Raw genomic sequence first — 24352 nt, forward strand, 5'->3', positions numbered from 1 at the left:
CTTGCAGGGGGCAGCTACGCTGCCCTCAGCGAATGAATTCGCCCCCACAGGAAAACAGTCCGCGCTACATGCAGGCGAGGCGCTCGGGCGAAAATCAGAGCGTTCTCTCGAAGCTCGGATGGAATCCGGGAGCGGGGCTGGGCATTTCCCCGGATTTCATCCGGGCTACGCTCTGCGATGCTCCTGTGGGGGCGATTTCAATCGCTAAGCAGACCGCAGGTCTGCCCTTCGGCCTTGCAGGGGGCAGCTACGCTGCCCTCAGCGAATGAATTCGCCCCCACAGGAAAGCAGTCCTCGCCATATGAGCGCGATCCGCTCGGGCGGAAATCAGAGTGTCTTCTCGAAGATCTGCGAATTGCGCTGGAAGTTGTACAGCGAGGCCCGCGCCGCCGGCAGGTGCTCGACGCCGCTGGGCTGGAAGCCGCGCTCGCGGAACCAGTGGGCGGTACGGGTGGTGAGAACGAAGAGCGTCTTCAGGCCCAGGGCCCGGGCACGCTCCTCGATGCGTTCCAGCAGCTCGTCGCCGCGGCCGCCGTGGCGGTATTCCGGGTTCACCGCCAGGCAGGCCAGCTCGCCGGCTTCGGAGTCGGCGATGGGATAGAGCGCCGCGCAGGCGATGATCAGCCCATCGCGCTCGACAATGGTGAACTGGCCGATCTCCCGCTCCAGCACTTCCCGCGAACGGCGCACCAGGATGCCCTGGTCCTCCAGCGGGGTGATCAGGTCGATCAGGCCGCCAACGTCGTCGATGGTGGCTTCGCGCAGGGACTCGAACTGCTCCTGGTCCACCAGCGTGCCCCCACCGTCGCGGGTGAACAGCTCGGTGAGCAGGGAGCCGTCGTCGGCATAGCTGACCATGTGGCTGCGCTTGACCCCGGCGCGGCAGGCCTGGGCGGCGGCGTCCAGCAGCTCCGCCTGGTAGTTGTTGCCCAGCCGCGTCAGGTGCGGCGGCACCTGCTGAGGACGCAGTTCGCGCACCAGCTTGCCGGATTCATCGATCAGGCCGCGCTCGGCGCCGAACAGGATCAGCTTGTCCGCCCCCAGGTCGATCGCGACGCGGGTGGCCACGTCTTCACAGGCGAGGTTGAAGATTTCCCCGGTGGGCGAGTAGCCGAGCGGCGAGAGCAGCACGATGGTGCGCTCGTCCAGCAGCCGGCCGATGCCCTTGCGGTCAACCCGGCGCACTTCGCCGGTGTGGTGGTAGTCGATGCCGTCGACCACGCCGATGGGCCGCGCGGTGACGAAATTGCCGGTGCTCACCCGCAGTCGCGAGCCCTGCATGGGCGAGGCGGCGATATCCATGGACAGGCGCGCCTCGATGGCAATGCGCAGCTGGCCGACGGCGTCGATCACGCACTCCAGGGTCGGGCCATCGGTGATCCGCAGGTCGCGGTGGAAATGCGGGGTCAGGCCGCGGGCGGCCAGGCGCGCCTCGATCTGCGGGCGCGAACCGTGCACCAGCACCAGACGCACGCCCAGGCTGTGCAACAGCACCAGGTCGTGGACGATATTGCCGAAGTTCGGGTGGGCAACGCCCTCGCCGGGCAGCATGACCACGAAGGTGCAGTCCCGGTGGGAATTGATGTAGGGGGAAGCGTGGCGCAGCCAGTTGACGTAATCGGGCATGGTTCCGTGAGCCTGAAGAAGTGGCGAATAGACGAGTGCGGCTCCAGCTGAGGAGCTAAAAAGTCGGCGCTTTATCGTCGTCGCATGAGCATCAACGGAAACCCTCCCGGTCAGGACGTGGTGGCGGATTGCAGGCAGTAATGCTGGATGAGCTGGCGCAATAGCGCAACGGTAGGCTCGATCCGTGACAACTCGAGGTGCTCGTCCGGCTGGTGGGCGCAGGCGATGTCGCCGGGACCGAGGACCAGGGTCTCGCAACCGAGCTGCTGAAGATACGGCGCTTCGGTGCCGAAGGCCACCGCCTGCGCGGTATGGCCAGTGAGACGTTCGGCCAGGCGCACCAGATCACTTTCCGGCGACTGCTCGAAGGGCGGCACCGCCGGGAACAGCGGCTTGAAGTCGATCTTCACCTGATAGTGCTCGGCCACCGGCCGCAGGCGCTGGCGGATCACCGCGCGCAGGGTTTCGGGGTTCATCCCCGGCAGCGGCCGCAGGTCGAACTCCAGGCTGCACTGGCCGCAGATGCGGTTGGGATTGTCGCCGCCGTGGATGCAACCGAGGTTGAGGGTGGGCTGCGGCACAGTGAACTGCGGGTTGCGGAACTCCTGCTGCCACTCGCCACGCAGTGCGATCAGATCGCTCATCACCGCATGCATGGCTTCCAGGGCGCTGCGGCCAAGGCTGGGGTCGGAGGAGTGGCCGCTCTGCCCGAGGATGTCGATGCGTTCCATCATCACGCCCTTGTGCAGGCGGATGGGCTTCAGGCCCGTGGGCTCGCCGATCACCGCCGCGCGGCCCAGCGGCCGTCCCGCCTCAGCCAGGGCGCGGGCACCGGCCATGGAGCTTTCCTCGTCGCAGGTGGCGAGAATCATCAGCGGCTGGCGGAAGGGCTGGTCGAGCAGCCCACGCACGGCCTCGATGGCCAGCGGGAAGAAGCCCTTCATGTCGCAGCTGCCCAGGCCATACCAGCGGCCGTCCACCTCGCTGAGCTTCAGCGGGTCGGTTTTCCACAGCGCGGCGTCGAACGGCACCGTATCGCTATGCCCGGCCAGCACCAGGCCGCCGGGGCCGGTGCCATAGGTGGCCAGCAGATTGGCCTTGCCCGGCGCCACCTGCTGGATCTCGCAGCGGAAGCCGAGGTCGCCGAGCCAGGCGGCCAGCAGTTCGATCACCGCCTGGTTGGACTGGTCCCAGCTGGGCTGGGTGCAGCTCACCGAGGGCGTGGCGATCAGCGCGGCGAACTGCGATTTCAGGTCTGGGACGGACATCGGGGGCCTCCATGGACGAAGGATCATCATAGGCCCAAGGCCGCGCCCGGCGAAACCGCTGCGGCAAGGCCGGGACCTGTCCTGTAGACTTCACGGCCTTGGCAGCCACCCCCTGGCTGCGCCTGAAAGACGCCGGCCATGAACAAAGAGACCGAAATCAAGCTTCGCGCCAGCCGCGAGACCCTGGAAGCCCTGCGCGACCATCCGCTGCTGAAAAAGCGCAACAAATCCGGCTGGGAGCGCCGCGAGCTCTTCAACCAGTACTTCGATACCCCCGCGCGCGACCTCGCCCAGGCCCGCGTCGCCCTGCGCCTGCGCCGCGATGGCGAGCAGTTCATCCAGACCCTCAAGACCCGTGGTCAGAGCGTGGCCGGCCTGTCCGAGCGCAACGAGTGGGACTGGTACCTGGACAAGGCCAAGCTGGACCCGAAGAAACTGACCGACGACTGCTGGCCGGCCAGCCTGGTCGCACTCGACAAGAAGCAGCTCAAGCCGATCTTCACCACCGACTTCGCCCGCGACCGGGCCGAGATCGCCTGGGGCCGCGGCAAGGCCAAGGTGGTGATCGAGGCCGCCCTGGACCTGGGCAAAGTAATCGCTGGCAAGCAGGAAGAAGAAATCTGCGAGCTGGAGCTGGAACTGCGCCAGGGCGAGCCGGAAGCCCTGCTGGAGCTGGCTGCGGAACTGGCCGCCGACCTGCCGCTGATGCCCTGCGACATCAGCAAGGCCGAGCGCGGCTACCGCCTGCATGATGCCAACAGCTACCACCTCAGCCTGCCGGCCCCGGAACTCACCGCCGAGCTGCCGCTGGACGACGCCTTCGCCGCCCTCGCCTGGCACCTGCTGGGCAGCAGCCAGCGCCTGGCCGAGCAGTACCGCTTCAATGGCCATTGGAAACTGCTGGTGGACTGGGTGCAGCAACTCATCGACCTGCGCGCCCTGATCGGCAGCCTCGGCCAGGCCGCACCGCGCGCCAGCAGCCACGACCTGCGTGAAGCACTGGACGCCCTACTGAAGGACTGGCGCCCGAGGCTGCAGGCCGGCGAGGAGGATGAAGCCGTACGCCATGCCGCGCCACAGCAATTCGCCGAAGAGCTGCAGGGCACCCGCTGGGGCCTGTTCTCGCTCAACGCCTCGCGCTGGCTGCTGGCCCGCGCCTGGACCGTCGAGCGCAACGACCGCGGCAACCGCCAGGGCAAGGCGCCGCTCGGCAACTGGCTGCCGCGCATGCTCGGTGAAGAAGCCGAGGCGCTGAAGCTGGAGCGCTACAAGCGCCAACCCGAGGACCTGGCCGAACAGCTGCCGCGCATCGAGCGCCTGCTGGTGTGGCTGCGCCTGGCGCGCCAGGTGCTGGAAGTGGCGGAAATCGACCGCGGCTATGGCGAGCTGGCCAAGTTCGCCGAACTGGCCGCCCTGCCGCTGGACGGCGAAGTGCTGACCGCCCGCAGCGAACAGGCGCAGACCCTGATCAGCCTACGCAGCTGGAAGGCGCTGACCAAGTAAGGCGCTGGATTCGAGGAGCCCCACCACCATGCTTCGGCAAAGCTTCCGCTCCGTGGTCACCACCTGGCTGACCGGCCTGCTGGCCCTGCTGCCGTTGGTCCTGACCCTGGCGCTGCTGGCCTGGCTGGTCAGCCTGCTGAACAAGCTGGTGGGCCCTTCCACGGTGATCGGCCAGCTACTCGGCGCCCTCGGCCAGCACTTCGCGAGCAACCCGGTCCTGGCCTACTTCGTCGGTACCCTGGTGCTGCTGGGCAGCCTCTATCCACTGGGCCTGGCGGTGCAGCTCGGCCTGCGCCGGCCGCTGGCCTGGCTGCTGGACATGACCCTGCGCCGCGCGCCGCTGATCGGCAGTCTCTACAGCCTGGCCGACCGCTTCGTCGGCCTGCTGGACCGCAGCAAGAACGCCGACATCACCGCCATGAGCCCGGTCTGGTGCTTCTTCGGCGGCGACGGCGCCGCCGTGCTGGCATTGCGACCCAGCCCGGAAAGCTTCGAACTCGAAGGCCGCCAGTACTGCGCCGTGCTCGTGCCCAGCGCGCCCATCCCGGTGGGTGGCGGGCTGATCTACGTCCCGGTGGAATGGGTGCGCCCGGCCGACATGGGCGTCGACGGGCTGACCGGCATCTACCTGTCCATGGGGCTGACCCCGCCGCACCAGGCCGGCAAGCTGGCGAAGGAGCCGGTGGCCCTCCCCGCTCCGGACGGCAAGACGTCGTAGGTTGGCGCAGAGCGGAGCGAAGCCCAACATGGCGCGCGTAGCGTGCCCCGCATCGTTGGGCTTCGCGTCGCTCAGCCGCAACCTACTCGATGTGCAGGCTGGTGGTGGACTTGATCTCCGACAGCGCCACGATGGAGTTCACTTCCTGTATCCCCGGCACCAGCGACAGCTTCTCGAAGAAGAAGCGCTCATAGGCTTCGATGTCCTTGGTGACGATGCGCAGCATGAAGTCCACGGCGCCCATCAGCACGTGGCATTCCAGTACTTCTGGAAAGCGCTGCATGGCCTCGGCGAATTCGGTGAGGTTGGAACGGCCGTGGGCGTTGAGCTTGACCTGGGCGAACACCTGGGCATTGAGGCCGATCTTGCGCCGGTCCAGCACGGTCACCTGGCGGCGGATCACCCCCTCCTCCTTCAGGCGCTGGATGCGCCGCCAGCAGGGCGACTGCGACAACCCCACCCGCTCGGCGATCTCGGCTGTGGCCAGGCTGGCGTCCTCCTGCAACAGCTCGAGAATGCGTTTGTCGTAGGCATCCAGGGTGACGGACATAAAAATTCCCGGTTTCGTTGATTACCAGGAAAGTCTATCCAAAGATTCCTCCATTTCCCTCGAATCAGGCAGAAAAATCCTGCGGCGAGCTGGAAAACTAGCGGCGTCCCCACCGAGGAATCTTCCATGCTCAGCCTCCAGCCCGCACCGCTCCTACGGGAAGACCATTGGCACCCGCATACCGCCCGCCTCCAGGCCTGCGAAATGCAGTTCGCCATCCTCGCCGAGGCGGAAGCGGACGTCCTCGGCCGCCTGCTCGGCTTCTTCGCCCAGCTGCAACTGGTGCCGCGCTGGCTGGAGGTCAACCGTCTGGGCGACAACCTCCTGGTGCAGCTGCGCCAGCCCGGGCTGACGCCGCACCGGGCGGAAGTCGTGGCGCAGAAGATGCGCTCGCAGGTTTGCGTGATCTCGGTGGAGGTGGAGCACTCTCCCGTTCCTTGATCCAGCTCTTAGCCGAATGATGGCGAATCGGGCATGCTTGCGTTCATACGGGGAGAGCGATTGACTACTCTTCCAGACTGAGCAGCGTGACCGAGGAGCCTGCATGTCCGCCTTTGCCTCACCCGCCCAGGACCGTTGGCTGGATCTCAACGACTTGATGCGTGAACTGGTGGCCCAGGGCCGTCTGGACCAGGACCAGGCCGAGCACTGCCTGGCCATCCGCCGCAGTGCAGTGAACAACCAGCAGCACCCCCTGGAATTCCTCGCCAGCCAGCAGGTGGATGACCTCAAGCGCCCGGGCAAGAAACTCGACCTGGAAACGCTCAGCCACTGGCTGGCCGAGCATGCCGGGCAACCCTACCTGCGCATCGACCCGCTGAAGATCGACGTCGCCGCCATCACCCCGCTGATGTCCTACGCCTTCGCCCAGCGCCACAAGATCCTCGCCGTCGCCGTGAACAGTGAAGCGGTGACCATCGCCAGCGCCCAGCCCTTCGTGCAGAGCTGGGAAAGCAACCTGACCCACGTGCTCAAGCGCCCGATCAAGCGCGTGGTGGCCAACCCGGTGGACATTCAGAGGTTCACCCTGGAGTTCTACCGCCTGGCCAAGTCGGTCAGCGGCGCCAGCGCGGTGGACCAGAAGATCAGCGGCGTCGGCAACTTCGAGCAGTTGCTCAAGCTCGGTTCCAGCGAACAGGAGCCGGACGCCAACGACGCGCACATCGTCAATATCGTCGACTGGCTGTTCCAGTACGCCTACCAGCAGCGCGCCAGCGATATCCACATCGAGCCGCGCCGCGAGCAGGGCACGGTGCGCTTCCGCATCGACGGCGTGCTGCACACCGTCTACCAGTTCCCGCCCCAGGTCACCATGGCCGTGGTCAGCCGCCTGAAGAGCCTCGGGCGGATGAACGTGGCGGAGAAGCGCAAGCCGCAGGATGGCCGGGTCAAGACCAAGACCCCGGACGGCGGCGAGGTAGAGCTGCGTCTCTCCACGCTGCCCACTGCCTTCGGCGAGAAGATGGTGATGCGGATCTTCGACCCCGAGGTGCTGCTGAAGAGCTTCGACCAGCTCGGCTTCTCCCAGGACGACCTGCGCCGCTGGCAGAGCATGACCAACCAGCCTAACGGCATCATCCTGGTCACCGGCCCCACCGGCTCGGGCAAGACCACCACGCTGTACACCACGCTCAAGCAGCTGGCCACCAGCGAGGTGAACGTCTGCACCATCGAAGACCCCATCGAGATGATCGAGGGCGCCTTCAACCAGATGCAGGTGCAGCACAACATCGACCTGACCTTCGCCAGCGGGGTGCGCGCGCTGATGCGGCAGGACCCGGACATCATCATGGTCGGCGAGATCCGCGACCTGGAAACCGCCGAGATGGCCATCCAGGCCGCCCTCACCGGCCACCTGGTGCTTTCCACCCTGCACACCAATGACGCCCCCAGCGCGATTACCCGCCTGCTGGAGCTGGGCGTGCCCTACTACCTGTTGCGCGCCACCCTGCTCGGGGTCATGGCCCAGCGCCTGGTGCGCACCCTCTGCCCGCACTGCAAGGCGCCCTTGGAGCTGCGCGAGGACGACTGGAGCAACCTGACCAAGCCCTGGAGCGCGCCGATGCCCACCGGCGCGCATCGCGCCGTCGGCTGCCTGGAATGCCGCGACACCGGCTACCGAGGCCGTGCCGGGGTTTACGAGATCATGCTGCTGTCCGATGGCATCAAACCGCTGATTACCGCCGACACCGACTTGATCGCCCTGCGCCGGGCGGCCTTCAAGGAAGGCATGCGCAGCCTGCGCCTGTCCGGTGCGCAGAAGGTCGCCACGGGCCTGACGACCATCGAAGAAGTGCTGCGGGTCACGCCACAAAGCGAGCAGAAATGAAATGCTAGGCGGCTGGGGCGAGGGGCCCCGGCCAACCCTGGGCTATAACTGCCTACACCTAAGAACCACAGCCAGCAAACGGAGCAATTCCCATGGAAATCGGCAGTGTCGTCATTCTCTTCGTCGCCCTGGCGATCGCGATCGTCTTCATGGGATTCAAGGTCGTGCCGCAAGGCTTCGAGTGGACGGTAGAGCGCTTCGGCCGCTACACCAACACCCTCAGGCCGGGGTTGAACATCATCGTGCCGGTGATGGACCGCATCGGCCGCAAGATCAACGTCATGGAAAGCGTGCTGGACATTCCGCCGCAGGAAGCCATCAGCGCCGACAACGCCATCGTCACCATCGACGCCGTGTGCTTCTTCCAGGTGATCAACACCGCCCAGGCGGCCTACGAGGTCAACGACCTGGAGCACGCCATCCGCAACCTGGTGATGACCAACATCCGCACCGTGCTCGGCTCCATGGAGCTGGACGCCATGCTCAGCCAGCGCGACTCGATCAACGAGCGCCTGCTGCGCACCGTGGACGAAGCCACCGCGCCCTGGGGCATCAAGGTCACCCGCATCGAGATCAAGGACATCACCCCGCCCGCCGACCTGGTGGAAGCCATGGCCAGCCAGATGAAGGCCGAGCGCCTCAAGCGCGCGCAGATTCTCGAGGCCGAAGGTCGCCGCCAGGCGGAGATCCTCACCGCCGAAGGCGAGAAGCAGGCGCAGATCCTCAAGGCCGAAGGCGAGCGCCAGGCGGCCTTCCTCGAAGCCGAGGCCCGCGAGCGCGCGGCCCAGGCCGAAGCCGAGGCGACCCGCGTGGTTTCCGACGCCATCGCCAAGGGTAACGTGCAGGCGGTGAACTACTTCGTCGCGCAGAAATACGTCGACGCCCTGGGCAAGCTGGCCAGCGCGAACAACAGCAAGGTGGTGCTGATGCCGCTGGAAGCCAGCCAGGTGATCGGCGCGGTGGGCGGCATCGGCGAAATCGTGCGCGCCACCTTCGACGGCAACAAGGGCTGAGTCCATGTGGAACTACCTGCAGAACCTGACGTACTGGGACTGGCTGGCCCTGGGCACCCTGCTGCTGATCCTCGAAGTCTTCGGCGCCGGCGGCTACCTGCTGTGGATCGGCGTGGCCGCGGCCTGCGTCGGCGTGCTCACCTTCATCGTCCCCGAGCTGCACTGGGCCATCCAGTTCCTGCTCTTCGGCGTGCTGTCGATCCTCACCGCGGTGTTCTGGTGGCGCCGCCAGCGCAGCGCCGCCAAGCCCTCCGAGCAGCCCGGCCTGAACCAGCGCGGCCAGGAGTTCATCGGCCGCCAGTTCGCCCTGCATGAAGCCATCAGCGGCGGCCGCGGCAAGATCCGCGCCGGCGACTCGGTCTGGCTGGTGATCGGCCCCGACCTGCCCGTCGGCAGCCAGGTGCGCGTCGTCGGCCAGGACGGCGTGCTGCTCAGGGTGGAGCCAGCCTGAGGTCGAATCGCCATGCAGCCTTGACGGCCTCGGGGACATTCACGGAACCTGCACGCCACCCTGAAGCACGCTCGCCAGCACAGCGGATGTCTGCATGTCGAAGCACCACAAGAAGATCGCCAGAAAGGCCGCCCCGTCCCATCGCCCCATCTACCCGGTCCTGGCCGGTCTTCTCCTGCTGGCCAGCCTCGGCATCTGGCTCTACGTCCAGGGCGGCCCCACCGGGCTGCCGCGCAATGAGCCACCGCCACCCCAGGCCGTCGCCCAGCCGGCCAGCATGGTCGAGGAAGGCCAGTGCGCCGGCTGCCATACGCAGCAGGCCAAGGACTGGCAGGGCAGCCACCACCAGTTGGCCATGCAGGAGGCGAGCGGGGCCAGCGTGCTCGGCGACTTCAACGACGCCAGCTTCAAGGACGACCAGGAAACCACGCGCTTCTTCAAAAAGGACGACGGTTTCTGGGTCAACACCCCCGGAGCGGATGGCAAGGCCGCGGATTTCAAGGTGGCCTACGCCTTCGGCGTCGCGCCCCTGCAGCAGTACCTGATCGAAGTCCCCGGCGGCCGCCTGCAGGCCCTGGGCCTGGCCTGGGACGTGGAGAAGCGCGCCTGGTTCCACCTCTATCCGGGCCAGGGCGTGGACTTCAAGGACCCGCTGCACTGGAGCCACCCACAGCAGAACGCCAACTTCATGTGCGTGGAGTGCCACACCACCGGTTTCAAACGCAATTACGACCCGGCCAGCGACCGCTTCGCCAGCCACTGGAACAGCCTGGGCGTTGGCTGCCAGGCCTGCCACGGCCCCGCATCGAAGCACCTGGAATGGGCGGCGAATGGGCGCGGCGGGGACAACGCCGGCTTTGCCCTCGACCTGGCCAAGGCCGACGCGCTCACCGAGGTCGAAACCTGCGCCCGCTGCCATTCCCGCCGCGCGCCCCTGGACGACGGCTACCACAACGACCGGCGGCTGATGGACGACTACCTGCCCAGCGCACTGACCCGCGAACTCTATGCACTGGACGGCAAGATCAAGGAAGAGGTGTTCGAGTACGGCGCCTTCAGCCAGAGCAAGATGTTCGCCAAGGGCGTGCGTTGCAGCAATTGCCACAACCCCCACAGCACGGCGCTCAAGGCCCCGGGCAACGGCGTCTGCCTGCAGTGCCACAACCCCGCCGGCAAGCCGGGCGTCGAAGGGATCGACGGCAAGGGGCTGAAGGCGAAGAACTATGACTCGCCCGAACACCATCACCACGCCCAGGGACAGGCCGGTGCCCAGTGCGTGGATTGCCACATGCCGGGCAAGTTCTTCATGGGCAACGACTACCGCCACGACCATGGCTTCACCCTGCCCAACCCGGCGCGCGCCCTGCGCCTGGGCACTCCGGACGCCTGCCTCGGCTGCCACGCCGGCCAGCCCGGGAGCAAGGTCGCCGAGCAGTTCCGCCTCTGGTACGGCGAAACCAAGCCCGCCGCGCCGCGCTACGACGAGAGCCTGTGGCTGATCCGCAATGGCAAACCCGGGGCCTCGCGGGCGCTGTTCCAGCAACTGGAGTCCAAGAACCTGCCGGCCATCCGCCGCGCCACCCTGCTGGCCGAGCTGCCCGCCTACCCCAGCGAGCGCGCCCTCAAGGCGGCCGCCAGGGACCTGGTCAATCCCGCGCCGCAGGTGCGCGAGGCGGCCATCAAGACAGTGGCCGCCCTGGTGCCGCCGGAGCAACGCCGCAACCTGCTGGCACCTCTGTTGAGCGATCCGCAGCGCGCCGTGCGCATCGCCGCCGCCTTTGAGCTGCTGGGCATGCGCACCACGGGCCTCGGCAACTACGAGAAGGCCTGGAACAAGGCCATAGACGAATACGAGGCGGTGCAGCTCAGCCTGCAGGAGCGCGCCGAGGCCAACCTCAACCTGGCCATGCTCTACCAGGCCAACGGCCGCTCGGCCATGGTGGAGCCGCACCTGCGGGCCGCCCTGGAACGGGACCCGGACTTCCTCCCGGCGCTGGTCAGCCTGGTGCAGTGGCTGGATGGCAATTTCCGTTGGGAAGAAGGTCGGGCCCTGCTCGACAAGGGGCTGCAGGAACACCCGCAGTCGGGCCTGCTGCACCATGCCAATGGCCTGATGCTGGTGCGCAAGGGCGACCTGCCGGCCGCGCTCAAGGCCTTCGCCGAAGCCGTGCGCCTGGAACCGCAGAACAGCCAGTACGACTACGTCTATGCCGTGGCCCTGCACGACAGCGGCCAGCTGGAGGAAGCCAGCCACCGCCTGGAAGAGTTGCTGGAGCGCGACCCAGCCAACCGCGAGGCGCGCCTGGCGCTGATCAGCTACTGGCGCGAGGCCGGGCAGATCCAGAAGGTCCAGGCACTCCTGGCGGAGCTGGAGCAGCAGAATCCGGACGACCCGGTCTTGCGCAGGGAGTGAGGAGGATGGCAAGCCGCCATGACCAGTGGGCAGCGAGGCGGAACTACGCGTTGGACGGCTGAATCTGATGTTTCAGGTCCACCGCGAAACGGAGTACCCCCTCATGCGCACCCGTCTGTTTGCAGCAGTCCTCGCCCTGATCGCCCTTCCGGTTGGCTCGGCCATGGCGGACAGTGATTTCTGGCGCGACATCATTTCCTCCGGCGCGACCACCGCGTCCACCTACCTCACCTTCAAGGACGACAAACTGATAGTCGCGGCCCGCGACGATGCCAGCAGTTTCGTCGCCAGTAACGGCGAAATCCGCGGCCCTTACCTGGAAGCCGCACTGCAGCGGATCCGCAGCGAGCACCCCGATCTCAAGGCCACTGACAGCGAGCTGGCCAACGCGATCCTGGCCACCGAAGAGTGATGTTTCGCGAATAAATTCGCTCCCACAGGCCTCTCCTTGTGGGAGCGAATTCATTCGCGATGCAGGCCGCAGGCCTGCCCTTCCCGCCTATTCCCGATAGTCCTCCACCGGCACGCAGGCGCAGAACAGGTTGCGGTCGCCGTAGACGTTGTCCACCCGATTCACCGTTGGCCAGTACTTGTGGGCGCGGGTATGGGCGGTGGGGGTGACGGCTTCCTCGATGCTGTAGGGCCGCTCCCAGTGGCCGATCACGTCCGCCAGGGTGTGTGGCGCGCGCTTGAGCGGGTTGTCCTCGGCCGGCCAGTCGCCGGCCTGGACCTTGGCGATCTCCCCGCGAATGCTCAGCATGGCCTCGATGAAGCGGTCCAGCTCGTGCTTGGACTCGCTCTCGGTGGGCTCGATCATCAGGGTGCCGGGCACCGGGAAGCTCATGGTCGGCGCATGGAAGCCGTAGTCCATCAGGCGCTTGGCCACGTCCTCCTCGGTGATGCCGGTTTCCGCCTTGAGCGGCCGCAGGTCGAGGATGCACTCGTGGGCCACGCGGCCATTGCGCCCGCTGTAGAGCACCGGGAAGGCATCGCCCAGTTGCCCGGCCAGGTAGTTGGCGTTGAGGATGGCGACCTCGGTGGCATCGGCCAGCTCCGGGCCCATCATGGCGATGTACATCCAGCTGATCGGCAGGATGCTTGCGCTGCCCCAGGGCGCCGCGCTGACGGCACCATTCTCCGGGTTCGGCCCCTTCAGCTCGATCACCGGGTGGTTGGCGACGAAGGGCGCCAGGTGCGCGCGCACGCCGATCGGCCCCATGCCGGGACCACCGCCGCCGTGGGGAATGCAGAAGGTCTTGTGCAGGTTCATGTGGGAGACGTCGGCGCCGATGTCCGCCGGCCGCGCCAGGCCGACCTGGGCATTGAGGTTGGCGCCGTCCATGTAGACCTGGCCGCCATGGCCATGGATGACCTCGCAGATCTCGCGGATGCCCTCCTCGTAGACGCCATGGGTCGAGGGATAGGTGGCCATCAGGCAGGACAGTTGGCTGTCGGCCTCGGCGGCCTTGCGCTTCAGGTCCTCCAGGTCGACGTTGCCGTCCTGGTCGCAGTCCACTATCACCACACGCATGCTGGCCATCTGCGCCGAGGCCGGGTTGGTACCGTGGGCCGAGGCCGGGATCAGGCAGATATTGCGGTGCCCTTCGCCGCGGCTCTCGTGGTAGCGGCGGATGGCGAGCAGCCCGGCGTACTCGCCCTGGGCCCCCGAGTTGGGCTGCATGCAGATGGCGTCGAAACCGGTGATGGCGCAAAGCCAAGCCTCCAACTCGTCGATCATCAGCTTGTAGCCCAGGGCCTGGACCCGCGGGGCGAAGGGGTGCAGCTCGGCCAACTCCGGCCAGGTGATGGGGATCATCTCGCTGGTCGCGTTGAGCTTCATGGTGCAGGAACCCAGCGGGATCATCGCCTGGTTCAGCGCCAGGTCCTTGTTCTCCAGCTGCTTGAGGTAGCGCAGCATCTCGGTTTCGCTGTGGTGGGCGTTGAACACCGGATGGCTGAGGTAGCCGCTCTGACGCAGCAGGTCCGCCGGGATACCGCCGACTATCACGCCCTCGTCCAGTTCGGCGACGGACAGGTCGTGGTCGGCGCCGAGGAAGAGGCAGAAGAGCCGCTCCACGGTCTCCGCCGTGCAGGTTTCGTCCAGGCTCAACCCCAGCTTGCCGCGGCCGAGTATGCGCAGGTTGATGCGCGCCGCCTTGGCCGACTCGATGACGGCGGTCTGTCTGCCGCCCACGTCCAGGGTCAGGGTGTCGAAGAAATACTGGTTGTCGCGCTGGATGCCCTTGCGCGCCAGGCCCTCGGCGAGAATCGCGGTGAGCCGGTGGACGCGCTGGGCGATGCGCTTCAGCCCTTCCGGGCCGTGATAGACGGCGTAGCAACTGGCGATGTTGGCCAGCAGCACCTGGGCGGTGCAGATATTGGAGTTGGCCTTCTCGCGGCGGATGTGCTGCTCGCGGGTCTGCAGGGCCATGCGCAGGGCGACGTTGCCGCGGGCGTCCTTGGACACGCCGATGATGCGCCCGGGCATGGCGCGCTTGAACTCGTCGCGGGTGGCGAAGAAGGCCGCGTGGGGCCCGCCGTAGCCCATCGGCACGCCGAAACGCTGGGCCGAGCCGAAAACCACGTCCGCGCCCAGCTCGCCGGGCGGGGTGAGCAGCAGCAGACTGAGCAGGTCGGCGCCGACGCAGGCCAGGGCCTGCTGGCCGTGCAGCTGTTCGATCAGCGGCCGCAGGTCGCGGATCTCGCCGTGGGTATCCGGGTACTGCAGCAGGGCGCCGAACACCTGGTGCTGCGCGAGGTTGTCCACATGGTCCACCACCAGCTCGAAGCCGAAGGCGTCGGCGCGGGTCTGCACCACCGAGATGGTCTGCGGGTGACAGTCTTCGTCGACGAAGAACAGATTGCTTTTCGACTTGGCCACGCGCTTGGCCAGGGCCATGGCTTCGGCGGCGGCGGTGGCCTCGTCCAGCAGGGAGGCGCTGGCCAGGTCGAGGCCAGTGAGGTCGATGGTCAGCTGCTGGAAGTTCAGCAGGGCCTCCAGGCGTCCCTGGGCGATTTCCGGCTGGTAGGGGGTGTAGGCGGTGTACCAACCCGGGTTTTCCAGCACGTTGCGCAGGATCACCGTGGGCGTGAGGGTGCCGTAGTAACCCATGCCGATCAGGCTGGTCCACAGCTGGTTCTGCTCGGCATAGCCGCGCAGCTTGGCCAGCGCGCCCCGCTCGTCCAGCGCCGGCGGCAGGTCCAGGGGCCGATTGAGGCGGATCGCCGGCGGCACCGTCTGCACGATCAGCTCGTCGAGGCTGGCGAGGCCCAGGGCCTCGAGCATGGCCTGCTGTTCGACCTCGTCCGGGCCCAGGTGGCGGCGGAGGAAGGTATCTGGCTGTTGGAGCTGGGACAGCGAGGGCATCTGGGACATGGGCTCGACCTCGTTCGACCTCATTCGACCGCTAAAAAAACAAAAAGCCTCGACTAGCGAGGCTTTTTGAAGGATAGCGGGTGAATCAGCTATCGGCGTCGGCGGCTGCCTTGTAGGCGGCGGCGTCGAGCAGTTTCTCCAGCTCGGCGGTGTCGCTCGGCTTGAGCTTGAAGAACCAGCTGCCGTAGGGATCGCTGTTGACGCTCTCGGGCGCGTCGCTGACGGCCTCGTTCACTGCGATCACTTCGCCGCCGATCGGCGCGTAGATGTCGGAGGCGGCCTTCACCGATTCCACCACACCGGCTTCCTGACCGGCGGCCAGGGTCTTGCCGACTTCCGGCAGCTCGACGAAGACCACGTCGCCCAGGGCTTCCTGGGCATGGTCGGTGATGCCCACGGTGACGGTGCCATCGGCTTCCAGACGGGCCCACTCGTGGCTGGGGGCGTAACGCAGTTCAGCGGGGATGTTGCTCATGTTGAGTTCCTCAGAGTCTGTGGCGGATGGCCCGCCTGCAAATTTAGATCAAGGCCTTGCCATTGCGCACGAAGTTCGGCCTCACGACGCGAACCGGGAACCACTTGCCGCGGATTTCCACCTCGGCACGCTCACCGGTCGCAGCCGGCACTCGGGCCAGGGCGATGGATTTGTTCAGGGTTGGGGAGAAGCTGCCGCTGGTGATCTCGCCCTCGCCCACGCCTTCCACCCGCACCACCTGATGGGCACGCAGCACACCGCGCTCTTCCAGCACCAGGCCGACCAGCTTGCTGGCCACGCCGGCGGCGCGTTCGGCTTCCAGGGCCTGACGGCCGATGAAGTCGCGGGTCGCGGGTTCCCAGGCAACAGTCCAGGCCATGTTGCACACCAGCGGCGAGACCTCTTCGGTCATGTCCTGGCCGTAGAGGTTCATCCCGGCCTCCAGGCGCAGGGTGTCGCGGGCACCGAGGCCGATGGGGGCGATACCGGCGCCCACCAGCTCGTTGAAGAAGCCGGCGGCCTGGTCGGCGGGGAGCATGATCTCCAGGCCGTCCTCACCGGTGTAGCCGGTGCGGGCGATGAACCAATCATCGTCGGGCAGGCCCTGGAAGGGCTTGAGTTCGTGGATCAGCGCGGCGCGCTCGGTGCTCACCAGCTCGGCCACCTTGGCGCGGGCGCTGGGACCCTGGATGGCGAGCATGGCCAATTCGGCACGCTCGCGCAGCTGCAGGTCGAAGCCCTGGCTGCGCGCTTGCAACCAGGCCATGTCCTTGTCGCGGGTGGCGGCATTGACCACCAGGCGATAGCCGAAGTCGGTGAGGTAGACGATGAGATCGTCGACGATGCCGCCCTGCTCGTTGAGCATGGGGCTGTAGAGCGCCTTGCCGGGCGTCTGCAGGCGGTCGACATCGTTCGCCAGCAGGACTTGCAGCCAGTCCCTGGCCTGCGGCCCGCTGACATCGACTACGGTCATGTGGGAGACATCGAAGACGCCACAATCGCGGCGCACCTGGTGGTGCTCCTCGACCTGGGAGCCGTAGTGCAGCGGCATGTCCCAGCCGCCGAAATCGACCATCTTGGCTCCCAGTGCCAGGTGCTGGTCATGCAGTGGAGTGCGCTGTCCCATGGGTTTCTCCTTCCGGGCTTGGCGAAGATGCGGCAGGTCGTCGGCGCCGGCTGAGCCGGCTGCCGCAACGGGCTGACCGCAACGAATGGCGCGCATTGTAGCGGCAAGGTCGGGGGCTGGACACTCCGGCTGGCGGCAGGTGCCTCAGTGGCCGATCCGTCGTGCTGAACGGCGTATCAGGCCGATCACCGGCAGCAGGCCGACCAGCACCAGGGTCAGGGCGGGCAATGCCGCGCGGGCCCACTCGCCTTCGCTGGTCATCTCGAAGATGCGCACGGCCAGGGTGTCCCAGCCGAAAGGGCGCATCAGCAGGGTGGCGGGCATTTCCTTGAGGACGTCGACGAACACCAGCAGCGCGGCGCTGAGGGTCCCGGGCAGCAGCAGCGGCAGGTAGACCCGGAAGAACAGCGCAGGTCCCCCCACCCCCAGGCTGCGGGACGCTTCCGGCAGCGACGGGCGGATGCGCGCCAGGCCGTTCTCCAGCGGCCCGTAGGCCACCGCCATGAAACGCACCAGGTAGGCCAGCAGCAGGGCGCCGAGGCTGCCCAGCAGCAGCGGCTTGCCGGCGCCGCCGAGCCAGCCGGAAAGCGGGATAACCAGTTCGCTGTCGAGGTAGCTGAAGGCGAGCATGATCGACACCGCCAGCACCGAACCCGGCAGTGCGTAGCCGAGATTGGCCAGGGCCACCGCGGCGCGCACCGGCCGGGTCGGCGCCAGGCGCCGGGCGAACGCCAGCAGCAGTGCCACGCAGACGGTGATCAGCGCGGCCATGCCGCCCAGGTACAGGGTGTGCAGGATCAGCCCGGCGTAGCGTTCGTCCAGGTCGAAGCGGCCGCGCTGCCAGAACCAGACCAGCAACTGCAGCATGGGGATGACGAAGGCGCAGGCGAACACCAGGGAGCACCAGCCGGTGGCCGCCAGGGCCTTGATACCGTGCAGCTGGTAGAGCGCCTTGCCCCGCGGCCGCTCGCTGGCCGGGCGGCCGGCGCCACGGGCGCGGCGCTCGCCATAGAGCACCAGGCAGACGCCGAGCAGCAGCAGGCTGGCCAGTTGGGCTGCGCTGGAGAGGCTGAAGAAGCCGTACCAGGTCTTGTAGATGGCGGTGGTAAAGGTGTCGAAGTTGAAAACCGCCACCGCGCCGAAGTCGGCCAGGGTCTCCATGATCGCCAGGGCCAGACCCGCCCCGATGGCCGGCCGCGCCATGGGCAGGGCGACGCGCCAGAACGCCTGCCAGGGCGACTGACCGAGTACCCGGGCGGCCTCCATCAGGCCCTTGCCCTGGGCCAGGAAGGCGGCGCGCGCCAGCAGGTAGACGTAGGGATAGAACACCAGCACCAGCACCAAGATCACCCCGCCGGTGGAGCGCACCCGCGGCAGCCGCAGGCCGCTGCCGAACCATTCGCGAAGCAGGGTCTGCACCGGGCCGGAAAAGTCGAACAGACCAATGAAGACGAAGGCCAGCACATAGGCCGGGACAGCGAAGGGCAGCATCAGCGCCCAGTCCAGCCAGCGCCGGCCGGGAAATTCGCAGAGGCTGGTGAGCCAGGCCAGGCTGACGCCGATCAGCGTCACGCCCACGGAGACGCCCAGCACCAGCACCAGGGTGTTGCCCAACAGACGCGGCATCTGGGTGTCCCAGAGGTGAGCCCAGAGTTCCCCGTCCACTTCGCCCCAGGACAGCAGCAGGACGCTGAGGGGCAGGAGCACCAGGATGGCGACGGCAAAGCTGATGGGGTACCAGCGACGCTGGGCGGGATGGGCCACGCAAACCTCTCGGGGATCAAAATGGAACGCCCCGGACAGGCCGGGGCGTCGAGTATGGGCGGGCGGGGCCGCCAGCTTCAAGCCGCACGGCTTGTCGCTAGATCAATTCCAACCGACCCGGTCCATCATCCGGATGGCCTCGGCCTGGCGCTTGCCGGCGACTTCCACCGGAATGCTGTCGGCCTTGAAGCTGCCCCAGGCGGCCACCTCGGCGGACGGCTTGACGCTCGGGTTGGCCGGGAACTCCTGATTGATGCCGGCGAACAGGCTCTGCGCTTCCTCCGTGGTCATCCACTCCACCAGGGCCTTGGCGGCCTCGGGGTGCGGCGCGTGCCTGGCCAGGCCAATGCCCGAGAGGTTGACGTGTACGCCGCGATCAGCCTGGTTCGGCCAGAAGATCTTCACCCGCAGGTCCGGGTTCTCCTTGTGCAGGCGGCCGTAGTAGTAGGTGTTGACGATGCCGACATCGCACTGGCCGGCGTCCACTGCCTGGATGACGGCGTTGTCGTCGGCGAAGACGTCGGTCGCCAGGTTGTTCACCCAGCCCTGGAGGATCTCCTCGGTCTTGGCCGCGCCGTGGGTTTCGATCAGGGTGGCGGTCAGCGACTGGTTGTAGACCTTCTTCGCGGTGCGCAGGCACAGGCGGCCTTCCCAGTTCTTGTCGGCCAGCGCCTCGTAGGTGGACAGCTCTTCCGGCTTCACCCGCTCGGTGGAGTAGACGATGGTCCGCGCGCGCAGTGAGAGGCCGGTCCAGGCATGGCTGCTGGAGCGGTACTGGGGCGGGATGTTGGCGTCGATCACAGGCGAGGTGAAGGGCTGCAGGATGCCCATCTGCTCGGCCTGCCAGAGGTTGCCGGCATCCACGGTGAGCAGCAGGTCGGCCACGCCGTTCTCGCCCTCGGCCTTGATCCGCTGCATCAGCGGCGCTTCCTTGTCGGTGATGAACTTGATCTGCACACCGGTCTTGGCGGTGTAGGCGTCGAACACCGGTTTGATCAGCTCGTCGATCCGCGAGGAATAGACCACGACTTCATCGGCGGCCTGAACCGAGGTGGCGGCGGCGGACAGCGCGAGAAGCGCGAAGAGGGTTTTACGTACCCGCATTGCTGGAGCCTCTTGATGACGACAAAGGCTGAATGATAGTCAACCTCAGTTGCGATAAATAGCGGTATTTATGTCGGGGTGTGTATCGGCTTGCCCCCCCTCTCCCGGAAGAGGGGGCTGTGCGGCAAAGGAGGATTCAGGCCCGCGCCAGCTCCGGCAAGTCGCCGGAAAGGCCCAGGGCCTGGCGGACGAAAAGCGCCTTGGCCTCGGGCATGCCGTCCACCCATTTCAGGCCGCTGTTGCGCAGCCAGCGCAAGGGCAGCGGATTGGCCTGGAACAGCCGCTCGAAGCCTTCCATCGCCGCCATCATCGCCAAGTTGTGCGGCATGCGCCGACGCTCGTAGCGGCCCAGCACGCGCTCCTCGGCCAGACGTTCGCCACGGCCGACTGCATGCAGCAGCACTTCGGCGAGCACCGCTGCGTCGAGGAAACCAAGGTTGACGCCCTGCCCCGCCAGCGGGTGGATGGTGTGGGCGGCGTCGCCGATCAGCACCAGGCCTTCTTCCACGTAGCGCTTGGCATGGCGCTGGCGCAGCGGGATGCACAGGCGCGGGTCGGCGCCCAGCACCTCGCCAAGGCGCCACTCGAAGGCGCGGCCCAGTTCGGCGCAGAACGCCGTGTCGTCGAGGGCCATCAGGCGCTCGGCCTCCAGCGGGGTCGCCGACCAGACGATGGAGCACCAGTGCTCGCCATCGCGCTCCAGCGGCAGGAAGGCCAGCGGCCCGTCGTCGGTGAAGCGCTGCCAGGCGGTGCGCTGGTGCGGCTCGGCGCAGCGCACGCTGGTGACTATGGCGTGGTGCAAGTAATCCCACTCGCGGGTGGCGCAGCCGGCCAGGCGGCGCACCGCGGAGTTGGCGCCGTCGGCGGCGACCACCAGGGGCGTGCGCAGCTCGCGGCCGTCCACCAGGGTCAGCAGCCAGTCGTCGCCGGAACGTCGCAGGCGCTCCAGGCGGGCGCCGGGCAGAAGGCCGATGCAGCTGTCGTGCAGGGGCTCCAGCAGGGCGTCCTGGATCACGCGGTTCTCGACTATGTGGCCGAGCACCTCGGCGTGCACACTGGCTGCGGAGAAGTGGATCTGCCCGGTGCCGGAGCCGTCCCAGACCTGCATCTCGCCATAGGGGCTGCTCCGTCGCGCGGTGACGCCCGACCAGGCGCCAAGGCGCTCGAGGATGCGTTGGCTGGCGGCGGACAGGGCGCTGACCCGCGGCTCGAAGGGCGTAGCCTGGTCGAAGGGTTTGACGCTGAGGGGGCTGCCGTCGATCAGCAGGATGTCCAGGCCGCTGTCCTTCAGCGCCAGGGCCAGGGCACTGCCGACCATGCCGGCGCCCACGATGATCAGATCCGCGCGCAATTCCATATCAGGCCTTGAGGCTCCCTGTATGTCCGTGTGAGGCACGCCCGGTCAACCTGGGCGAGTGCCCAGGCCCATGGCCTGGCGGGCGAACCAGCGCTTGGCCGGGGGCAACAGGTCGAGGCCGAGCAGGCCCAGGTTGCGTCCAGCGGCCAGCAGCGGCTCGGCGTTGGAGAAAAGGCGGGTCACCTGGTCGGAGAAACCCACCGTGAGATTCTGGTCCAGGCGCTGGCGCTGCAGGTAACCCTGCAGGGTGGCGAAGTCGCCCGGGGTCTTGTCGCTGGCCAGCAGCGCCTCGGCCAGGGCCTGGGCGTCGCGCAGGGACAGGTTGTAGCCCTGGCCGGCGATGGGGTGCAGGCTGTGGGCGGCGTTGCCCAGCACCACCAGGTTGGTGCGCACCTGCTCCTCGGCCTCCACCAGTTCCAGCGGGTAGAGGTGCCGCGCACCCACCTGCTGGAAGGCGCCGAGGCGGTAGCCGAACACCGCCTGCAGCTCGTCGAGGAAACGCCGCTCGTCGAGCCTGGCAAGGCGCTCGGCGTCGTCGCCAGGGCGGCTCCAGATCAGCGCGCAACGGTTTTCCGGCAAGGGCAGCAGCGCCATGGGGCCGTCGTCGGTGAAGCGTTCGAAGGCCTGGCCGCGATGGGCTTCCAGCGGGCTGACGTTGGCGATCAGCGCGGTCTGCCGGTAGGCGATGCGGCGCACGCCGATGCCCAGCTGCTCGCGCAGGCCGGAACGGCCGCCATCGGCCAGCACCGCGAGGTCACAGTCGAGCTGGGTTTCGTCGTTCAGGGTCAGGCGGTAGCCACCTTCGAGGGCCTGCATGCCGACCACTTCGGCCGGGCAGTGCCAGGTCACCACCTCCTCGTCCAGGGCTTGCCAGAGGCACTGGCCGAGCCAGGCGTTCTCCACCACGTAGCCGAGGGCGGGCACGCCCTCCTCCATCGCGCTGAGCCGGGCGGCGCCAAAGCGCCCGCGGTCGGAGACATGGATCTGCAGTATGGGTTCAGCGCGGTGGGCGATGTCCTGCCACAGCCCGAGGCGCTCGTAGATCTGCCGGCTGCCGAAGGACAGCGCGGAAGAACGGGCGTCGTAGCTGGGCTGGAAGCTATTGCCGGGGGCGAAGGGCTCGATCAGGACGATCTTCCAGCCCCGCGCGCGGGCGCCTTCCTGCAAGGCCAGGGCAAGGCTGGCGCCCACCAGGCCACCGCCGATGATCGCGACTTGGCTATGGTGCATGTCAGGCGGCCTGGGTGCGCGCGGCAGCCATCAGCGCCTCGATCTCGTCCACCGTCTTGGGCACGCCACCGGTGAGGATTTCGCAGCCGGTCTTCGTCACCACGACGTCGTCCTCGATGCGCACACCGATGCCGCGCCACTTCTTCGGCACGTCCTGGTTCTCGGCGCCGATGTAGATGCCGGGCTCGACGGTCATCGCCATGCCCACCTCGAGCACGCGCCATTCGCCGCCGACCTTGTAGTCGCCGACGTCGTGCACGTCCATGCCCAGCCAGTGACCGGCGCGGTGCATGTAGAAGGCCTTGTAGGCTTCCGAGGCGATCAGCTCGTCGACTTCGCCCTTGAGCAGGCCGAGCTCCACCAGGCCGGCGGTGATGACCCGCACTGTGGCTTCATGGGCGGCATTCCAGTGCTTGCCGGGGGCGATTTCGGTGAAGGCGGCTTCCTGGGATTTCAGCACCAGCTCGTAGATGGCTTTCTGCTCGGGGCTGAAGCGGCCGCTGACCGGGAAGGTGCGGGTGATGTCGCTGGCGTAGCAATCCAGTTCGCAGGCGGCGTCGATCAGCACCAGGTCGCCGTCCTTCAGCGGGGCGTCGTTCTCCCGGTAATGCAGGATGCAGGCGTTCTTGCCCGCCGCGACTATGGAGCCGTAGGCCGGCATCTTCGCGCCGCCCTTGCGGAACTCGTAGTCCAGCTCGGCTTCCAGGTGGAATTCGTAGAGCCCGGCGCGGGCGGCCTGCATGGCACGCACATGGGCGCGGGCGGAAACTTCGGCGGCTTCGCGCATGACCTTCACTTCGGCCGCCGACTTGTACAAGCGCATGTCGTGCAGCAGATGGTCGAGGGCGACGAATTCGTTCGGCGGCTGGGCACCCTGGCGGGCCTTGGAGCGGATCACGTTGACCCACTCCATCAGGTGCTGGTCGAACTCGGTGTTGGTGCCGATGGAGTAGTAGACGCGGCTGCGCCCTTCGATCAGGCCGGGAAGGATGTCGTCGATGTCGCCGATGGGGAAGGCATCGTCGGCGCCGTATTCGCCGATGGCACCGTCCTGGCCGGCGCGCAGGCCGTCCCAGAGCTCACGCTCTGGATCGCGCTCGCGGCAGAACAGCACGTACTCGCCATGCTCGCGGCCGGGGATCAGCACCAGCACCGCTTCCGGCTCGGGGAAGCCGCTGAGGTACTGGAAGTCGCTGTCCTGGCGGTAGACGTGCTCGACGTCGCGGTTGCGGATATGCACGGGCGCGGCGGGCAGGATGGCGATGCTGTTGGCTTCCATCTGCGCCATCAGTGCCTTGCGCCGGCGGGCGTACTCGGCCTTGGGGATACGGGTCATGCGCGCTCCTTCAGGGCGGGCGTGGCAGCCCGCCGCTCGGGTTCAATGCAACGAGGGTTTAGGGGCCGGCGCGGCGGGTTTGGCGCACTCGGTAAACAGCAGCAGGGGCGCGATGCGCAGGTACTCCATGACTTCCATATAGTCGTTCTCGCCGTCATCGGAGTCTTCCAGGGCGCTCTGCACCTGGGCGATGGAAGCGAGATCCTGGAGCACTTCGACCGCTTCGCCGGACAGCGCGCCTTCGCGGGCGGTCAGGCCGAAGCCGCCGAGGAAGCCCTGGCACCACTGGCCGAGGGCCGCGGCACGTTCGGCGAGCGGCGCCTCGTCGTCGGGGAGCAGCAGGACCACAGCCATCTCGCTGCCGGTCAGCTCGCCCTTGACCATCTCCTGCAGGCCGATCAGTGCCTGGCGCAGATTGTCCTGCGGGGCGCTGCCGAGCAGTTCGGCGGCATCCTCCAGCCAGGGCTCGGGCTCGAAGCCGGCGCCGGCGCAGCTGCGACCGAGCAGCAGGCCGTGGACTTCGGCGGGGGAAACGGCCTGGCCGCTGGTGGCGAGCAGGGCGGCGAAAGCGTTGTAAGGGGAATTCGAACTGGACATAAGGGTGGCTAGGCGCCAGAGGGCGCAATCACTAGAATGACGGCCTCGTATCCTAGCAGCCTGAAGCGGTGAAGGCAGCATCGGCCGCCCGCCACCAGACCCCACCCACGGACGTG

General features: G+C 67.4%; 20 protein-coding genes. 8 read left to right on the forward strand and 12 right to left on the reverse strand.

All coding sequences use genetic code 11. From position 1 onward, the window contains the following. Positions 1-327: 327 nt before the first annotated feature. Positions 328-1626 carry an amino-acid N-acetyltransferase gene (argA, locus tag E8F11_RS12185; RefSeq protein ID WP_280289080.1) on the reverse strand — a complete coding sequence of 433 codons (1299 nt, stop codon included), beginning with the start codon at positions 1624-1626 and terminating at the stop codon, positions 328-330. A gap of 110 nt (positions 1627-1736) precedes the next feature. Further along, positions 1737-2894, reverse strand: a complete 1158-nt coding sequence (gene argE / locus E8F11_RS12190) for an acetylornithine deacetylase (protein WP_280289081.1) — start codon at positions 2892-2894, stop codon at positions 1737-1739. A gap of 138 nt (positions 2895-3032) precedes the next feature. Here argE and E8F11_RS12195 point away from each other — a divergent pair, with 138 nt between their 5' ends. Then, positions 3033-4397, forward strand: a complete 1365-nt coding sequence (locus E8F11_RS12195) for a CYTH domain-containing protein (protein WP_280289082.1) — start codon at positions 3033-3035, stop codon at positions 4395-4397. A 28-nt stretch (positions 4398-4425) separates the two neighbouring features. Continuing rightward, positions 4426-5115: a DUF502 domain-containing protein gene (locus E8F11_RS12200; protein ID WP_280289083.1), complete on the forward strand. Its 690-nt coding sequence runs from the start codon at positions 4426-4428 to the stop codon at positions 5113-5115. 82 nt (positions 5116-5197) lie between these two features. Here the strand turns inward: E8F11_RS12200 and E8F11_RS12205 are convergent, their stop codons facing one another. Next, a complete protein-coding gene (locus tag E8F11_RS12205; RefSeq protein ID WP_280289084.1) occupies positions 5198-5665 on the reverse strand; it encodes an Lrp/AsnC family transcriptional regulator in 468 nt (155 codons plus the stop codon). 126 nt (positions 5666-5791) lie between these two features. Here E8F11_RS12205 and E8F11_RS12210 point away from each other — a divergent pair, with 126 nt between their 5' ends. The 6 genes from E8F11_RS12210 to E8F11_RS12235 all read left to right on the forward strand — a co-directional run bounded on the left by E8F11_RS12210 (position 5792) and on the right by E8F11_RS12235 (position 12283). After that, entirely contained in the window at positions 5792-6106 is a 315-nt protein-coding gene (locus E8F11_RS12210) for a hypothetical protein (RefSeq protein WP_280289085.1), read from the forward strand. Between the two features lie 103 nt (positions 6107-6209). Continuing rightward, positions 6210-7994, forward strand: a complete 1785-nt coding sequence (locus E8F11_RS12215) for a GspE/PulE family protein (protein WP_280289086.1) — start codon at positions 6210-6212, stop codon at positions 7992-7994. A gap of 92 nt (positions 7995-8086) precedes the next feature. After that, positions 8087-9007: an SPFH domain-containing protein gene (locus tag E8F11_RS12220; protein ID WP_280289087.1), complete on the forward strand. Its 921-nt coding sequence runs from the start codon at positions 8087-8089 to the stop codon at positions 9005-9007. Positions 9008-9011: 4 nt separating this feature from the next. Continuing rightward, positions 9012-9458 (forward strand): NfeD family protein, encoded by a 447-nt coding sequence (locus E8F11_RS12225; RefSeq protein ID WP_280289088.1) that lies wholly within the window; start codon positions 9012-9014, stop codon positions 9456-9458. Between the two features lie 94 nt (positions 9459-9552). Then, complete coding sequence (locus E8F11_RS12230) at positions 9553-11871, forward strand: tetratricopeptide repeat protein (RefSeq protein ID WP_280289089.1); 2319 nt, start codon at positions 9553-9555, stop codon at positions 11869-11871. A 103-nt stretch (positions 11872-11974) separates the two neighbouring features. Beyond that, on the forward strand, positions 11975-12283 hold the full coding sequence (locus E8F11_RS12235) for a DUF2388 domain-containing protein (protein ID WP_280289090.1): 309 nt from the start codon (positions 11975-11977) through the stop codon (positions 12281-12283). 87 nt (positions 12284-12370) lie between these two features. On the opposite strand, the gene gcvP is transcribed toward E8F11_RS12235, so the two are convergent. From gcvP to E8F11_RS12280, 9 genes are all read right to left on the reverse strand, one after another. Continuing rightward, positions 12371-15247 (reverse strand): aminomethyl-transferring glycine dehydrogenase, encoded by a 2877-nt coding sequence (gcvP, locus tag E8F11_RS12240; protein WP_280289091.1) that lies wholly within the window; start codon positions 15245-15247, stop codon positions 12371-12373. Between the two features lie 85 nt (positions 15248-15332). After that, entirely contained in the window at positions 15333-15722 is a 390-nt protein-coding gene (gene gcvH, locus E8F11_RS12245) for a glycine cleavage system protein GcvH (RefSeq protein ID WP_280289092.1), read from the reverse strand. A 43-nt stretch (positions 15723-15765) separates the two neighbouring features. After that, the gene (gene gcvT / locus E8F11_RS12250) at positions 15766-16848 is read right to left on the reverse strand and encodes a glycine cleavage system aminomethyltransferase GcvT (RefSeq protein WP_280289093.1); all 1083 of its coding nucleotides are present in this window, start codon (positions 16846-16848) and stop codon (positions 15766-15768) included. Positions 16849-16992: 144 nt separating this feature from the next. Continuing rightward, a complete protein-coding gene (locus E8F11_RS12255; RefSeq protein WP_280289094.1) occupies positions 16993-18612 on the reverse strand; it encodes an iron ABC transporter permease in 1620 nt (539 codons plus the stop codon). Positions 18613-18714: 102 nt separating this feature from the next. Further along, entirely contained in the window at positions 18715-19716 is a 1002-nt protein-coding gene (locus tag E8F11_RS12260; RefSeq protein WP_280289095.1) for an extracellular solute-binding protein, read from the reverse strand. Between the two features lie 136 nt (positions 19717-19852). After that, complete coding sequence (locus E8F11_RS12265; RefSeq protein ID WP_280289107.1) at positions 19853-21067, reverse strand: 2-octaprenyl-3-methyl-6-methoxy-1,4-benzoquinol hydroxylase; 1215 nt, start codon at positions 21065-21067, stop codon at positions 19853-19855. A 51-nt stretch (positions 21068-21118) separates the two neighbouring features. Continuing rightward, positions 21119-22303, reverse strand: coding sequence for a 2-octaprenyl-6-methoxyphenyl hydroxylase (gene ubiH, locus E8F11_RS12270; protein WP_280289096.1), 1185 nt, complete (start codon positions 22301-22303; stop codon positions 21119-21121). Position 22304: 1 nt separating this feature from the next. Beyond that, positions 22305-23639 carry a Xaa-Pro aminopeptidase gene (gene pepP, locus E8F11_RS12275; protein ID WP_280289097.1) on the reverse strand — a complete coding sequence of 445 codons (1335 nt, stop codon included), beginning with the start codon at positions 23637-23639 and terminating at the stop codon, positions 22305-22307. A 42-nt stretch (positions 23640-23681) separates the two neighbouring features. Beyond that, a complete protein-coding gene (locus tag E8F11_RS12280) occupies positions 23682-24236 on the reverse strand; it encodes a YecA family protein (RefSeq protein ID WP_280289098.1) in 555 nt (184 codons plus the stop codon). Positions 24237-24352 lie beyond the last annotated feature (116 nt).

The organism is Pseudomonas sp. BN417, from assembly GCF_029871205.1.
Classification (GTDB): Bacteria; Pseudomonadota; Gammaproteobacteria; order Pseudomonadales; family Pseudomonadaceae; genus Metapseudomonas.

Excerpts from the sequence above, each read along its gene's own strand:
- argE (WP_280289081.1), bottom strand. The coding sequence starts at position 2,894 with ATGTCCGTCCCAGACCTGAAATCGCAGTTCGCCGCGCTGATCGCCACG.
- E8F11_RS12235 (WP_280289090.1), top strand. The coding sequence starts at position 11,975 with ATGCGCACCCGTCTGTTTGCAGCAGTCCTCGCCCTGATCGCCCTTCCG.
- argA (WP_280289080.1), bottom strand. The coding sequence starts at position 1,626 with ATGCCCGATTACGTCAACTGGCTGCGCCACGCTTCCCCCTACATCAAT.
- E8F11_RS12220 (WP_280289087.1), top strand. The coding sequence starts at position 8,087 with ATGGAAATCGGCAGTGTCGTCATTCTCTTCGTCGCCCTGGCGATCGCG.
- E8F11_RS12210 (WP_280289085.1), top strand. The coding sequence starts at position 5,792 with ATGCTCAGCCTCCAGCCCGCACCGCTCCTACGGGAAGACCATTGGCAC.
- ubiH (WP_280289096.1), bottom strand. The coding sequence starts at position 22,303 with ATGCACCATAGCCAAGTCGCGATCATCGGCGGTGGCCTGGTGGGCGCC.
- E8F11_RS12260 (WP_280289095.1), bottom strand. The coding sequence starts at position 19,716 with ATGCGGGTACGTAAAACCCTCTTCGCGCTTCTCGCGCTGTCCGCCGCC.
- E8F11_RS12195 (WP_280289082.1), top strand. The coding sequence starts at position 3,033 with ATGAACAAAGAGACCGAAATCAAGCTTCGCGCCAGCCGCGAGACCCTG.
- E8F11_RS12205 (WP_280289084.1), bottom strand. The coding sequence starts at position 5,665 with ATGTCCGTCACCCTGGATGCCTACGACAAACGCATTCTCGAGCTGTTG.
- E8F11_RS12215 (WP_280289086.1), top strand. The coding sequence starts at position 6,210 with ATGTCCGCCTTTGCCTCACCCGCCCAGGACCGTTGGCTGGATCTCAAC.
- gcvH (WP_280289092.1), bottom strand. The coding sequence starts at position 15,722 with ATGAGCAACATCCCCGCTGAACTGCGTTACGCCCCCAGCCACGAGTGG.
- gcvT (WP_280289093.1), bottom strand. The coding sequence starts at position 16,848 with ATGGGACAGCGCACTCCACTGCATGACCAGCACCTGGCACTGGGAGCC.
- gcvP (WP_280289091.1), bottom strand. The coding sequence starts at position 15,247 with ATGTCCCAGATGCCCTCGCTGTCCCAGCTCCAACAGCCAGATACCTTC.
- E8F11_RS12200 (WP_280289083.1), top strand. The coding sequence starts at position 4,426 with ATGCTTCGGCAAAGCTTCCGCTCCGTGGTCACCACCTGGCTGACCGGC.
- E8F11_RS12230 (WP_280289089.1), top strand. The coding sequence starts at position 9,553 with ATGTCGAAGCACCACAAGAAGATCGCCAGAAAGGCCGCCCCGTCCCAT.
- E8F11_RS12280 (WP_280289098.1), bottom strand. The coding sequence starts at position 24,236 with ATGTCCAGTTCGAATTCCCCTTACAACGCTTTCGCCGCCCTGCTCGCC.
- E8F11_RS12225 (WP_280289088.1), top strand. The coding sequence starts at position 9,012 with ATGTGGAACTACCTGCAGAACCTGACGTACTGGGACTGGCTGGCCCTG.
- pepP (WP_280289097.1), bottom strand. The coding sequence starts at position 23,639 with ATGACCCGTATCCCCAAGGCCGAGTACGCCCGCCGGCGCAAGGCACTG.